The organism is Lederbergia ruris (genome assembly GCF_018332955.1).
In the GTDB taxonomy this organism is placed as follows: domain Bacteria; phylum Bacillota; class Bacilli; order Bacillales; family Bacillaceae_C; genus Lederbergia; species Lederbergia ruris.
Window position 1 is genome coordinate 13,598 of record NZ_BORB01000009.1, and the last position, 14,326, is coordinate 27,923.

Sequence of the window (14,326 nt, forward strand, 5' to 3'; positions counted from 1 at the left end):
AACTTAAAGATTTTAGTATTTACCTTGTTTTCGAATGAACAATATCTATTTTTTCTTTATAAATGCTCTCCAAAGAATCCCATATTCCCCAAAGATACATGATCCCTAAAGCGCGGTCATATAATCCATATCCTGGCCGACACTCTTCATCCCATATATGCCGCCCATGATCTGGTCTGGCATACCCCGTAAATCCACAATCATGATAGGCCTTAACAATTTCATATATATCAACTGAACCATCCTTTGTTCGATGCGATGTTTCAATAAAGTCACCATTGGCAAAGCGTTTTACATTTCTAATATGAGCAAAAGGAATCCGATCAGCAAACTCTCTAATCATAGCAGGGATATCATTAGCAGAATTGGCACCCAATGATCCACTACATAAAGTAACACCGTTATAAGGGTTATCCACTAATTTAAGAAATCTACGAATATTGTCTTGGGATGTGATTAATCTTGGCAAGCCAAAGATTTCCCATGGAGGATCATCGGGATGAATCGCCATTTTAACATCACACATCTCAGCGACTGGAATAATTTTTTCCAAGAAATACTGAAGGTTATCCCATAATGACTCTGTCGACACATTGCTATAAGCAACAAAAAGTTCCTTTAATGATTTTAAACGTTCCGGTTCCCATCCCGGCATCGTAAACTCGGGGTTATAGGCATTATTCTCTACTAATTCGAATGGATCCATCCCAACCACTTTCGCCTTCTCGTAAAATAAGGCCGTTGAACCATCTTCCAACGGTTTAAATAGATCAGTTCTCACCCAATCAAATACAGGCATAAAATTATAGCAAATTACCTTCACTCCAACTTTGGAAAGATTTTGGATTGTCTTCTTGTAATTTTCGATATATTGATCTCGAGATGGAAGACCTAGTTTGATATCATCATGAATATTGACACTTTCAACAACATCAATCTGAAAACCGTATTTATTTGCTTGTTGTTTCACTTCTAAAATACGGTCTAATGGCCATACTTCCCCTGCCGGTATATCGTGAAGTGCCCAAACAAGCCCTTCTACACCGGGGATTTGTTTAATATGTTGTAAGGAAACACTATCATTTCCTTTCCCAAACCATCTAAATACCATCCTCATCTAAGATTCCTCCAGCCGTTGTATAAACCTTGATTTCCTCCAGAATATTATCATTAATAAATCGTCCTATTATTCTCATCCGCAATGCCTGACTTCCGGTAAAAATACGTATTTACTTGATCTCTCCATTCTTTTGCATTCTTCAATTGAAGTTGGAAACGTTCTGAAACATTTACAAACCTTATCTCGTCTATCTTTCCTCGCAATCCATTCCATTTTTCTATTAACTCTTCCACTTGCTCTGCGCCTTTAAAATGTGTGTCATAAATATGTTGAATGACCGTTTTCCCAGATTTCAATTTATACGTATAAGGAACATGGTGAAAAAACAATAATAATTCATCTGGACATGTTTCCAAGTTATTATACATTTCCTTATTAGGTGAGTAGTATTGACCCGCATATCCCGTTCCGGTCTCAATAGTACGATCCACACCAATTCCATCACGATCAGCAAAATGGTAGGTTCCCCAAACGGAATATTCGTATCCATCAATATTTGGACCATAATGATGATGAGGATTGACCATCCAACCAACCCCAAGTGGAGCGGTGTAATTTTCATAAATTGACCATGAATCTAATAACATTTGTTTGATTTGTTCAACTACAGATGGATCTTGGCCAAAAGTAGAACGAATCCATTCTTCAGCAATTTCCTCTGATGTAAGATCAGGATTCCAAATTAGGCGTCCGTATCCATATAAATTCGCCTGAGCAAGTGTGTTCCCAGTCCAATTCTCGTCATTACCAATATTGGAAACAGCACAAATGCCACTAAATTTATCATTAAATAGAGATCCATTGACGATATTTTTAACCTTTGAACCTTCTCCCTTGGCATACGTATCAAATTCAAGTACTTCTTTCCATAATGGAACAAGGAAACATAAATCTTTCTGCTGTCCTGTATACTCTTGCGCCACCTGAAACTCCATCATTTGATTTGTCTTTTCGAGCGCACCAAATAATGGGGACACGGGCTCACGTACTTGGAAATCCATTGGTCCATTTTTTATTTGCAAAATAACATTATCAAGGAAATCACCATCTAAAGGTTTAAAATGGTCATAAGCAGCTCTTGCCCTATCTGTCGAACGATCCCGCCAATCTTGCAAACAGTTATAGACAAAACATCTCCAAATCACAAGTCCGCCAAATGGTTCTAAAGCTTCTGCTAACAGATTGGCCCCATCTGCATGGTTTCGATCATATGAAAAAGGTCCAGGACGATGTTCCGAATCTGCCTTCACAACAAAACCGCCGAAATCTGGGATGTATCTATAAATCTCCTCTACCTTGTTTTTCCACCATGTTTTCACATCTGGATCTAAAGGATCAGCTGTTTGTAGCCCATCAATTTCGATTGGACTCGCAAAATTGATACTTAAGAAAGTCTTTATTCCATAGGCTCGTAAAATATCGGCAATTTTCGCTACATCTGGTAAGAAATCGTTTGTAATTAATTTTGTTTCTACCTTCCAGACATTCACATTATTGATCGAAATGGCATTAATCCCTATAGATGATAGTAATCTTGCATAATCTTTAATTCTTTCGAGGTTTGTTGTGATTTTATGATTCTCATAAAAAATCGATTGACCTGAATACCCCCGCTCCACACTGCCATCCATATTATCCCATTGGTTTAACATTCTTAATTGATTTTTTGGGGATTCAACAATATTTACTTGTTTCAATGATTCCCGTAATTGAAGCAAACGTAATAAATGATGAACAGCATAAAGAACCCCTTTATCCGACTTAGCAGCAACAATAATCTTTTCTTCATCCTTCACTGCTTTCAAAAGATAGCCTTCCTCATTCATATTTATAAGTGAAGCTTTATTCAAGCCGTAATCTTCCAAAGGGATTGATTCAAATGTTCCAGCAATAATAGAAGCTTCTTTTGCTGCTTCGTTATAAACAGTTGACTTTTGACCAAACATCGAGAAAAGTCCTCTCTCTAACTCATCAAGGGCTGACTTTAAAATAGGAGAGTCTCCAACTACCGCTATTCCCCGGCTATAAGCTACGTATTGATTATAGTATTCATGATCTCTTATCTTTTCATATTGTAGCCAACAGTCATAACTTGCCTGCCGGGAAACATTATTTTTCAAACTCACTTCCATCCCTTATTCTCCTCCTAAACTAGTCTCTCTGACAACGTTTACAAAAGACTTGCAAAAATGCGCTATCCTTTATTTAAAATAATTTGGATAGCGTGAGATCAGTTCTTCTTTTTCAAAGTTTACTAATTTTAAATGCTGAGCCATCGTGTCTTCCGCAAGATCGGGCTTATTTTCCGATATATATTGGAAGATCGCCTTATGTTGATCAAACAAAACAGACCAATTTAAAGCAGATGAGATACTTAACATTCGTACTCTATCAAAATGACTATTCATATGCCTGATCATCTTAAAGGAGCGAACTTTTCTGCATCCTTCGAATAATAAAAGATGGAAGGACTCATCAAGTTCAAACAGGTCGGGAATCAATCCTTTTTCCAGACATAATTCCTGCATAACCAAATTTTTCTCAATCTTCATTAACTGTTCTTGGTTAAAGCTACCACAAGCATCCCTAACAATGGCTTTTTCAATATTTTCTCGAATAAAACGTCCTTCCTCCACCAATTCCAGATCAATTTTTGTAACGAAAGTTCCGCTTTGTGGATAAATCCCTAATAATTCTTCTTCCGCTAATTTTAAAAAAGCTTCTCTTACTGGAGTTCGACTTACATTAAGTTTTGTTGCTATTTCATTCTCTGAGATTTTCGTTTCAGGTTCTAACTCACAATGAATGATTTGTTTTTTTATCGTTTCATACACATAATCCCTAGTGGAACCATTCGTTCTTGTCCGTACTTTATTAATACCCCTCACCTCGGCTTTCATAATGAACAATTTTATAATAACATGTCCCACGGCATTTGTATACTAGTATGGTAATTTATCAATCTAGATATTCTCGATTTACAATGGTATTTAAATAGGTCTTTTTAACCTCATTCTTTTAAATTATTATGAGATTTTTACTTTTCTCTACATTTTATTGCCAATTCACATAGTACAAATGATATAATCAAGCTAATAAAAAACACCTATAAGGAAAAAATGACCAGGATAAAGGAAAGGGGATTCATATTTAGAATTTTGCAGCCTTGCATGACTAGAATAATGACAACAAGTAGATTTTTTTACATTGAGGGAGGAAGGAATATTGGGGCACCTAGGTAAATGGTTGAATAAAGCCAAAGAATCAGGTACAAAACTTATTCAAAAAATATCTTTTAAAAACAGAAAATTACATAAGAAGAAACAAAAATTAGGATCAATCCAGACAAAAAAATCCATTAGCACAAAAATTTTATACAATTTTATTGTGACTGTTTTAATATTCGTTTCTGTTGTGGGCATCTCCTCTTATATCATTTCCAATCAGATCATCAAATCGAAAGTAAAAGATGCATCAGAACAAACGATTATTCAAGCGGGAGATAAATTGGATTTTATCTTTAGTAATTATAAAAACCGCATCACTGAGCTGATCATGAAAAAGAGCTTTACAAATAATCTGTCCTCTTTACATGAGATGGAGGGAGAGACGAACGACTATCAATATTTTCAATTAAAAAAAGAGGTAGAAGATGAATTAACAAGTGCCGCCTTGGTGGATAATTATCTGAATATACATGTATTTGATTTGGAAAAATCTGAAGTTATTTCATCTGCAAGTATTTCAGATAGTACGAAAATAATGGAATCAGATTGGTATAAAAAGGCACTTGATTCTGGTAATGGTCCGATTTGGATCGGGGGGAATCAATTAGGGATTACTGGTGACAGTTCCTACTCAACGGTTAGTTTTGGTCAGAAGCTTGCGATCGGTAATAACCCCTACCTAATTATTCTTGAATTAGATAATGATTTATTAAAAGAATCATTAGAAGATGTTCGTTTTGGAGAAAACGGCTTAGCTAAAATCGTAGACGAAAACAATCACATTGTCTTTTCATTTGATGATGAAGAAATTAATAAAGAAAACGCCTATCCTATTTCAACAGAGTCAAATGCGAATGTATTTGAATCAGGGAAACAACTTATTTTTCAAGTTAAACCCGAAAGCACGGAATGGTACTTAGCAGGGGCTTTATCTTCTTCTGAATTAACTAAGGATACAAGAATCATCTTTTTTGTCACACTCATCACCATTCTTGTGTCCATTATCGTCTCTTTAATTATCGGAAGACGGATTGTCAATATGGTTGGCGTTCCTTTAGGCAAAATAACGGGCTTAATGGCTGTTGCACAAGATGGAGATTTAACTGTACGTTCTGATCTTATGAATCGTGAAGATGAGATCGGACTTGTAGCCAAAAGCTTTAACAAAATGCTTGAAAACATTTCAGAAATGATGTGGAAAACAAGAGACTCAGCTAATAAAGTTTTACAGGCAGCCATCGAATTAAGTGAAATATCGAAAATTCAATCGGAATCAGCAAAAGAAGTAGCCGTGGCCTCCGAAGAAATTTCTAGTGGGGCAGCGAACTTAACGCACGAAGCCGAAAATGGTAGTGGTTTAGCCATGAAAATTAATGTGGAAGTAGAAAATGTATACAGTAACAATACAGAGATGGAAAACTATGCAAAAGAGGTTTTAGCAGGTAGTAATGAAGGGATTAGCAAAATGAATGAGCTCGTGACCCAGACCAAACACGGTGAGCAAATGACGACTGCGCTAATTCGTAAAACAGACACTTTAAAAGAAAGTACGAATCAGATTAGTGAAGTGATGGAGATTTTAACGAATATCGCCCAACAAACCAATTTGCTCTCACTAAATGCAGCGATTGAAGCGGCACGAGCAGGTGAAGCTGGCAAAGGATTTGCCGTTGTGGCCGATGAAATTAGAAAATTATCGGCACAATCGAAAGAATCCATTGACACAGTTGGAAGTATCACCCTTGCCATTATCAATGAAGTGAATGGTACATTACAGGTATTAGAGGAAGCGAACCCTGTTTTTAAAGAACAAGTTGTAAAAGCACAGGAAACAGATGTGATCTTAAATAAAGTGGGGACACATATGAATGAATTTATGAGCAAAATTGAACATGTGTCCAATTCAATCCGACAATTACAAGAGTCACAAGATATTCTATCGTCCACAGTTCAGCAAGTTAGCGCAACGGCTGAAGAATCATCAGCGATAAGTGAGGAAGTATCCGCATCAACGGAGGAACAATTAAAAGTCAGTGATTCATTGGTCACCACTTCAGATGAATTAAGGAGATTATCAGAAGAATTGCAGGACATCTTGAATAATTTCAAGGTTTAATCCTTTAAACAAGGCAATCGCCAGTCTTGATACTTGGCGATTGCCTCATTTATTTAACGGTATCCTTACTAATTGAATGAGTTACAATGGATACGATATTTTTTGAAAATTTTATTATGATATGTGGTTCTAAATCGCTTCGCCGCCATTTCTCACCACTCTGCGATCGTTCCGTCTTGATGTCTCCATACGGGATTTTTCCAATTATGCCCCTGATCTGCTTGCTTTTTAACGAAATCCTCATCAATCTGGATGCCTAGTCCAGGAGCCGTTAAATTTTGAACAAAGCCGTCTTGATAGTGAAATACGGATGGATCTTGCAAATAATCCAATAAATCACTTCCTTCATTATAATGAATTCCCAGGCTTTGTTCTTGGATAAATACATTGTGTGCAGTTGTGTCTACTTGGAGACAGGCTGCAAGCGCAATGGGCCCTAACGGACAATGTGGAGCGACAGCGACATCATAAGCTTCTGCCATTGCAAATATTTTCTTACATTCCGTTATTCCACCTGCATGGGATAAATCAGGTTGAATGATATCAACATAACCGTCTGAAAGTAATTTTTTAAAATCCCACCGCGAAAACATTCTCTCTCCTGTCGCAATAGGGATCGTTGTCGCATGGGCCAATTCACGAAGTGCCTCATTATTCTCAGGTAAGACAGGCTCCTCAATAAACATGGGACGAAGGGGCTCTAGTTCTTTCGCTAAAACTTTCGCCATTGCTTTATGAACCCGTCCGTGAAAATCGATGCCAATTCCAAAGTCTACTCCCATCGCCTCGCGTACAGCAGCGACCCGTTCAAGCACAGCATCCACTTTCTGATAGGAATCAATATATTGGATCTCTTCTGTTGCATTCATTTTGATTGCTTTAAATCCCGCAGCTGCTTTTTCCTTCGCTTCTTTTGCAACATCCTTTGGACGATCTCCACCAATCCAGGAGTAGACACGGACAGAGTCCCGGCAAGCTCCACCTAATAAGTCATAGATCGGGGCATTATAATATTTTCCCTTTATATCCCATAGCGCTTGATCAATTCCCGCAATCGCGCTCATTAATATGGGGCCACCGCGGTAGAAACCTGAACGATAAAGGGTTTGCCAATGATCTTCAATCCGCATCGGATCTTTTCCAATTAGATATTCACTTAGCTCCTCTACCGCAGCCTGAACGGTCTTGGCCCGTCCTTCAATAACAGGCTCACCCCAACCAACAATTCCTTCATCCGTCTCTATCTTTAAAAAGAGCCAGCGAGGTGGCACAAGAAAGCATTCCATCCCCACGATTTTCATCCCTTTTTCCCCTCCTACTTAGTTTGTTTTTTTAAAATCTTCAACAGCTTGAACATATTTTCTCGCCTTTTCCGTAAGTTGGGAAAGGTAAGCGGGCGTAACGGGCTCTTTCGAATTTACTAGTGATCCCCCAATTCCACAGCCAACTGCTCCTGCGGTCAAATAATCCTTTATATTTGTAAGATCTACTCCACCTGTTGCTAGTAATGGGATTTGTGCTAACGGACCTAAAATACTCTTAATATATTCCGGTCCCAATAAAGCCGGAAATACTTTGATCATATCTGCTCCATGCTCATAAGCTGTAAGAATTTCCGTTGGTGTAAACGCACCTGGTATACTGATGGCCCCATATCTCTTTGTCATCTTTATGGTTTCAAGATGAACAGTTGGGGAGATGAGAAATTGTGCTCCAGCCAAAATCGCTGCCCTCGCTGTTTCCGGATCTAAAACCGTTCCAGCTCCAACCACAACTTTATCTCCTAATTTGTCATTCACCTCTTCTATTAAAGATAAAGCTTTTGGAGAATTCATCGTGATCTCCATCACTTGAATTCCCCCTTCATATAGAGCCTGGCAAACTTCTAAAACATGATTAGGATCGATATTGCGAATAATCGCTATCAATTTTTCTTCAAACAAAATAGAACGCACATCCATCTCTTTCAGCCCCCCCATTGATATTTTGTCTTGAATTCTTTCTACCGATCAACATAGGCACTCACTTTGAATATACCTAATAACTCTCCTACCGTTAAAGATGCCTTCGGTTGAAAATCGGCACCTTTTAGATATTCCAGTAATTGGAAAAACAATCCTTGTACTTCCGGAAGTTTCATTGTTTGTCTATCCATGAAATTGAAAGAAGAAACAAACAATTTTCCTCTCCCAACCTGCACTTCATAAGCATAGGCTAGACGTTTTGCTCGATTGAAATTATCAATCACCTCTACGATTGGCTCCACCTGTGGAATTAGGTCCATACCCAATGCCACGGAATTATCGACTAAATGAAACCATAGCCAATCCGAGAATCGGTCATTTGGAAAATCCTTTAAACCTGGGTGCTTGTGGTTTAGTATTCCCATCGTCGTTCCCCTTTGTTGAGGAAACCATAGATAATTCCAGAAGATTGGTAAATATTTTGTATGAACCTCATCATGTTGATACCCTTCCTGGGCCATCAACCAAACTGACCCACCATCGACTAGATATTGGAAAACATCTCTCGATAATTGGTTCGTGATCGCCACATCTACATTCTCTTCTTTTTGAAAACTATAGTGTTTTAAACCGATCGTCCCTTCTCTTCTTGCTCCGTAAAGGATGGAACCAAGTGAATGGATATTGGTCCAAATCCTCTCCGGATTCTCAGGTAACTTATATCGGGGAAAAGCCCATATATCCCATTCATTCGTCACCATTTCACCATTTATTTTTAAAGAGGACTTTAAGGTAAGTTTCCTAGCCTTTCCAGCTGGGAGATGGACTTGAATCTTTGTAAGATCCATCAATCCATCTCCTGGGATTAGATCAATCATTCGGTCTCCTTCTTCTATGATTTGATTCTCCGATTCTATGACCCAATGAAGCTCTGCCAATTGGGCAGCCTGACCAAAGTGAGAAACCTCCAAGTTCGCACAAAAATGCTCATCATTAAAATACGTTCGTCTCTTAGTTCGCATTAATAGTACTGTTTGTTCATTAAACTGACGAAACGCCCTCTCGTCAATAATGCCTTTTGAATCACCAAAAACATCTAAGATCCCAACCGTGGCATGGCCTTGACCAGGGAAATCGCGAACATCTAATAATTGAATCCCTGATAATCCTGGAGTCCTCCTTGCCTTCTCCATCGCCTCTTTTAATGTGCGGATCAAATGGACACCGGTTGCTTCAATAAACTCTTCCACCCTGCTATCAAGTTTCTTCGTTGAAAGGGTATCATTTATCGTTTCGAGCCAACTAGGCTTTAAAATTCCTTTATATTTCTCCTTTATATTTCTCCTTTTCCTCTGGACGGACATACATCGTAAATTGACCATGTTCATGAGCGATTAAAGGTTTCTTTTCCATCCTTGTCACTTCACGAAAATCTAGTGTTGTATCTGGACTAGCTGAGTTATCAATATGATAAGGTGGGTGCCAATTTAATGTTGGAATATAAAAGTCTCCTCCCCTATCATGGGCAGGGAGCTCACCAAACCCAGTATTATCTGTGTACAGACGTGACGGATCTAATTCCTTCCCGAGTTTCACCAATTCATTCAATTGAGGATGTCCTTCTTCACTAATCAATTCATTTCCCATCGACAACATGACAAAAGATGGATGATGCTGTAAATTTCGAATCATTTCTATCAGTTCTTTTTTTAAAAATTCATGTACTTGTTCATCTGCATTCCTGTTTCGATTCCGATAATGGCTACTCCAATGCGGTAATTCTGTTTGCACAAGTAAGCCGACTTGATCGGCCGCATCCCAAAAGGGTTCTGGGGGATTCCATCCGTGTAAACGAACATGATTAAAGCCATAGCTTTTAATCGTTCTAAACTGCTTTTTGTAATACTCTAGATCCCATACTGGATAGCCTGTCTGTGGGAACACACAACAATCAACATACCCTGTTAAAAAGATCGGTTGTCCGTTTAATAGAATCTGGTTTTCCCTACTTTCGATCGTCCTTAGTCCGAATGTGCGCCTTTTCAAATCATGCTGTTCACCATTGGCTTGAATTTCCAATTCTAAGATATATAGATAGGGATTTTTCGGAGACCATAATATAGCGTCTTCTCCGAGTTGCAGGTCGATGACTGTGTTTTGTATGAGTGCTGAATTCTGCGTCGCCACAACGTCTCCATTCTGTTGTAGCACACGTGCTGCAAGAGTTCCGTTTTGTGAGTCATTCCATTCGTGACAATCCATTTTTACTTTTACACGAATACTTTTTTCAATACTATTTGTATGAATCAATACTTCCTCAACAGAACCATTCTTATGCGCTTCCAAATCAATGCCACCCGTAATTCCTCCCCAATTTGTTGCTGTATGGTAAGAATGGATATGACTTTCCTCTAGGTCATATTTCATTGTCGTATCAACGCGAATAACGATACGACACGTTTTCCCTACTTGAACAAAAGATGTCAAATCATAGCGATGGACATTGACTAAACTTTCATTTCGACCGACATACGCCCCATCAACCCAGCATTCTGTCAACCAACGGACACCTTTAATCGTTAGAGAGATTTTTTTGTCTGCAAAGTTTTCGGGGATTTCTACATCTTTTACATACCAGCCAACTCCCTCATATTCGCGCTTTTTCTTCCAACTACCAATTGGATAATGGGTCGATTCCGTCCCAAATCCCTGTTCCTCCCACGAACGAGTCGTCTGAATGCAATCTTGGGGAATGCTCGCTGCTTGTTCATATGGTTTTAACTGATTTTCAGGATCTAAGGCAAATTTCCAGTCCTCATTTAATTGTAAAATAGATTGTTGCTGGCTTGGATTTTGAATGAACAATACTTATTCCTCCCTCAAATTCAACCCTTAATGATAATCATTTCTTCATATAGTAGAAATTTCCCTCCATAAAATGATTCTAACAATAATCTGAATGATACAGTCTTGATGAGACCCCTCCATCCATCACAATGATTTCCCCTGTCATCATACTGGCGGATTCAGATGCAAGATAGACTGCTAGATTGCCAATATCTTCGGGTTTACAGATTCTTGAAGAGGCATGCAATTTTAATACCTCTTTATGTACAAGCGCTCCATCTTCTTTTTCTGATAGCCAATCCTGATAATGAGGAGTATCGGTAAATCCTGGACAAATGGCATTTACTCTAATTCCATATGGTCCTAGACTAAGAGCCATACTCCTTGTCATCGCATTCACTCCACCCTTCGCCGCCGCATAGATTTCTGAATTTGGGAGAGTAGCAATAGCGTGATTAGAAGAAATATTGATGATGGAGCCACCTTTTTGTTTTTTCATAAAAGGGAGGACATATTTACTGCATAGAAAAGGACCCCGCAAATCAATATTCATTAACGTTTCCCAATCTTCCACTGTTGCCTCTTCCAGAGGTTTAAAAACAGTAATGCCTGCATTATTGACAAGCGTATGAATCTCTCCATATTGTTCAACCGTCTTCTGAACCATTCCCTGAATACTTATTTCCGATGATACATCTGTTTGAATAAAAGTAGCCTCTCCATTCAATTTTCGGAGTTCTTCTTCGGTTTTCAATCCTTCTTCAGATTCGTTGGTTGCGATGACAACTGCAGCACCTTCTTTCATAAAGCACTCCGCAATTCCCTTACCAATGCCCCGTCCTGCACCGGTTATAATCGCAACTTGCTTGTTCAAACGTTTCACTCTATACCACCTGCTCATTCCTTTGTAGTTTAGACGAAAAATTTTAGAGAAAAGATTCGACTTCTCTTACCAGGTTTTGATCATTCAAACCTGTGACTGACCATCCCTTTCACATTCGTCTTCACTTTGAACAGTCCCCCTGATCCTGGATATTCCGCTAATTCTGCTTCACTTAAACCATTTTGGGCTGTTGTAATATATAATTCATCGAGATTCTTGCCACCAAAAGTACAGGAGGTCACATTTTTTGCTGGAACTTTCACTTGGCCTAGCAGCTCCCCTGTCTGCGGATTCCAACGTGTCACTCGTGCTCCGCCCCAATGTGCGACCCAAATCATCCCATCGCTGTCAATCGTCATTCCATCCGGATTGCCCATATCATCCGGAATTTGAACGGCTAGCCTTTTATTAGAAATATCCCCGGACGGATCATCATAATCAAACGCAACAATTTGCTTGGTTGGTGTATCGATAAAATACATATATTTTCGATCCGGGCTCCAAGCTAAACCATTGGATATACTGACATTGGACAACATTCTAGTCATCTTGTTATTCGCATCTAAACGGTATAAACTTCCCTGTCCCATTTTTCCATTCAAATCCATCGTTCCAGCCCAAAAACGCCCTGCTGGGTCACACTTCCCATCGTTAAAGCGGTTATTCGGTAAGTCAGCTTCGGGGTTTGTAATAAAAGTTAGCTCATTTAATTGGCTATCGTATTGATAGATTCCATTTTTCATTGCCAATAGGAATCTACCCGGTTTCCCAAGTACAACTGCACCAATATACTGATCAAATTGATAGGTGCGATTTTCCCCTGTTTTGGGGTCAAAGGCATGAAGTTTCTTTCCTAAAATATCGACCCAATATAAAGTCTCATTTCTTGAATCCCATTGTGGTCCTTCCCCTAAACTAGCTTGCAAATCTAATACCAATTCTGCTTGATAAAACATCTCCATTTCTCTCCTTTTAACTTTGATAGTCATAGAATTAATTGTGAATGTTGGTTTTCCTATTTCTTCATAAGGTTGTTTACCCTAACTTGACCATCGCTTTGATCACCTTTGATTCCGGTAATAACCAACGATCAAAATGAACAATCATTTCAGCAAACGGGCAATGATGAGTAATATAAGCATCACTATTCACACCACCGGCCTGGAGTCGTTCCAAGACATACATAAAATCATCACGTGTGGCATTTCGACTGCTTAATAGTGACAGTTCTTTCTTGTGAAAATCTGGATCAAAAAAACGAATTTCATTCTGCACCAATCCAACGTAAATTAATGTCCCACCATGTGCTACATACTGAAAGGCCCCTTCCATTGAATGAACATTCCCCGTAGCATCAAAAACAATCGTCGGCAGATCGCCATTTGTCTTTTTTGCCAACGTTTGAAAACTACCTTCTCCAGCCTGAACAGTTGCATCCATTTTGGCCCATTCTTGACAAAACTGCAATCTTTCCTCGTTGATATCCATTGCGATGACGCTTGCCCCTTGATGTTTGGCGAAGGCCATCACTCCAAGCCCAATGGGACCCGCCCCAATAACAAGGACTGTTTCTCCTTTTTGAATATTGGCTCTTCTTACTGCATGGGCCCCAATGGATAGTGGTTCCAAAATGGCCGCTTGATCCAAGCTAATCCCATTCGTCTTCATTAAATTTGTGATCGGAACAGACAGGACTTCACACATGCCACCGTCTTGATGCACCCCTATAACGCTTAATTCCGTACAACAATTTGTTTTTCCCTTGCGACAAGCCAGACATGCCCCGCAATGAAGATAGGGAATAATCGCGACTTGATCCCCTACCATTAAACCTGCCTCATTCTCATCTATCTCTATGATTAGGCCGCTTAACTCATGCCCTAGAATCCGTGGATAGGTAAAAAAAGGTTGATTCCCCTTATAGGCATGCATGTCTGTCCCACAAATTCCTATTCTTTTAATCTGAATAAGCGCTTCTCCTTCAACTCTTGTCGGATAAGATATTTCCTTTGGCTTCAATTGGTTCGGTTCTTCACAAATAATACTTTTCATCGTATTCTCCTTATTTTTACATTTGATTTAAAGTACATAATATTTCCTTCCTTATTTTTTATGGTTAAGAAAATTATAAAATTTTGGTATATGGATAACCCGCTTATGTTGCGGTTT

Annotated in this window: 11 protein-coding genes; 1 reads left to right on the plus strand and 10 read right to left on the minus strand. The window is 38.9% G+C overall.

The genetic code is table 11. The features are described from left to right. Positions 1 to 19 precede the first annotated feature (19 nt). The 3 genes from uxuA to KI363_RS06735 form a co-directional block, all read right to left on the minus strand. Positions 20 to 1,117, minus strand: a complete 1,098-nt coding sequence (gene uxuA, locus KI363_RS06725; RefSeq protein ID WP_212965901.1) for a mannonate dehydratase — start codon at positions 1,115 to 1,117, stop codon at positions 20 to 22. Positions 1,118 to 1,170: 53 nt separating this feature from the next. Continuing rightward, entirely contained in the window at positions 1,171 to 3,252 is a 2,082-nt protein-coding gene (locus KI363_RS06730) for an alpha-glucuronidase family glycosyl hydrolase (protein ID WP_212965902.1), read from the minus strand. 69 nt (positions 3,253 to 3,321) lie between these two features. Beyond that, positions 3,322 to 3,999, minus strand: a complete 678-nt coding sequence (locus tag KI363_RS06735) for a GntR family transcriptional regulator (RefSeq protein ID WP_373306744.1) — start codon at positions 3,997 to 3,999, stop codon at positions 3,322 to 3,324. A gap of 346 nt (positions 4,000 to 4,345) precedes the next feature. Here KI363_RS06735 and KI363_RS06740 point away from each other — a divergent pair, with 346 nt between their 5' ends. Further along, on the plus strand, positions 4,346 to 6,463 hold the full coding sequence (locus KI363_RS06740) for a methyl-accepting chemotaxis protein (RefSeq protein ID WP_246516792.1): 2,118 nt from the start codon (positions 4,346 to 4,348) through the stop codon (positions 6,461 to 6,463). 152 nt (positions 6,464 to 6,615) lie between these two features. Here the strand turns inward: KI363_RS06740 and dgoD are convergent, their stop codons facing one another. From dgoD to KI363_RS06775, 7 genes are all read right to left on the minus strand, one after another. Next, positions 6,616 to 7,764 (minus strand): galactonate dehydratase, encoded by a 1,149-nt coding sequence (gene dgoD, locus KI363_RS06745; protein ID WP_158320953.1) that lies wholly within the window; start codon positions 7,762 to 7,764, stop codon positions 6,616 to 6,618. 18 nt (positions 7,765 to 7,782) lie between these two features. Then, positions 7,783 to 8,424 carry a bifunctional 4-hydroxy-2-oxoglutarate aldolase/2-dehydro-3-deoxy-phosphogluconate aldolase gene (locus KI363_RS06750; RefSeq protein WP_158320954.1) on the minus strand — a complete coding sequence of 214 codons (642 nt, stop codon included), beginning with the start codon at positions 8,422 to 8,424 and terminating at the stop codon, positions 7,783 to 7,785. Between the two features lie 41 nt (positions 8,425 to 8,465). Further along, positions 8,466 to 9,677: a DUF8487 domain-containing protein gene (locus KI363_RS06755; protein ID WP_212965904.1), complete on the minus strand. Its 1,212-nt coding sequence runs from the start codon at positions 9,675 to 9,677 to the stop codon at positions 8,466 to 8,468. Between the two features lie 70 nt (positions 9,678 to 9,747). Then, positions 9,748 to 11,292, minus strand: a complete 1,545-nt coding sequence (locus tag KI363_RS06760) for a glycoside hydrolase family 2 protein (RefSeq protein WP_212965905.1) — start codon at positions 11,290 to 11,292, stop codon at positions 9,748 to 9,750. Between the two features lie 79 nt (positions 11,293 to 11,371). After that, complete coding sequence (locus tag KI363_RS06765; RefSeq protein WP_246516793.1) at positions 11,372 to 12,157, minus strand: SDR family NAD(P)-dependent oxidoreductase; 786 nt, start codon at positions 12,155 to 12,157, stop codon at positions 11,372 to 11,374. Between the two features lie 80 nt (positions 12,158 to 12,237). Beyond that, on the minus strand, positions 12,238 to 13,113 hold the full coding sequence (locus tag KI363_RS06770; RefSeq protein ID WP_212965907.1) for an SMP-30/gluconolactonase/LRE family protein: 876 nt from the start codon (positions 13,111 to 13,113) through the stop codon (positions 12,238 to 12,240). A gap of 79 nt (positions 13,114 to 13,192) precedes the next feature. Beyond that, entirely contained in the window at positions 13,193 to 14,209 is a 1,017-nt protein-coding gene (locus KI363_RS06775) for a zinc-binding alcohol dehydrogenase family protein (RefSeq protein WP_212965908.1), read from the minus strand. Positions 14,210 to 14,326 lie beyond the last annotated feature (117 nt).

What these genes read in the sequence shown, in the direction of transcription:
- uxuA (WP_212965901.1), bottom strand. Translation starts at nt 1,117, where the DNA reads ATGAGGATGGTATTTAGATGGTTTGGGAAAGGAAATGATAGTGTTTCC.
- KI363_RS06730 (WP_212965902.1), bottom strand. Translation starts at nt 3,252, where the DNA reads ATGGAAGTGAGTTTGAAAAATAATGTTTCCCGGCAGGCAAGTTATGAC.
- dgoD (WP_158320953.1), bottom strand. Translation starts at nt 7,764, where the DNA reads ATGAAAATCGTGGGGATGGAATGCTTTCTTGTGCCACCTCGCTGGCTC.
- KI363_RS06750 (WP_158320954.1), bottom strand. Translation starts at nt 8,424, where the DNA reads ATGGATGTGCGTTCTATTTTGTTTGAAGAAAAATTGATAGCGATTATT.
- KI363_RS06770 (WP_212965907.1), bottom strand. Translation starts at nt 13,113, where the DNA reads ATGTTTTATCAAGCAGAATTGGTATTAGATTTGCAAGCTAGTTTAGGG.
- KI363_RS06775 (WP_212965908.1), bottom strand. Translation starts at nt 14,209, where the DNA reads ATGAAAAGTATTATTTGTGAAGAACCGAACCAATTGAAGCCAAAGGAA.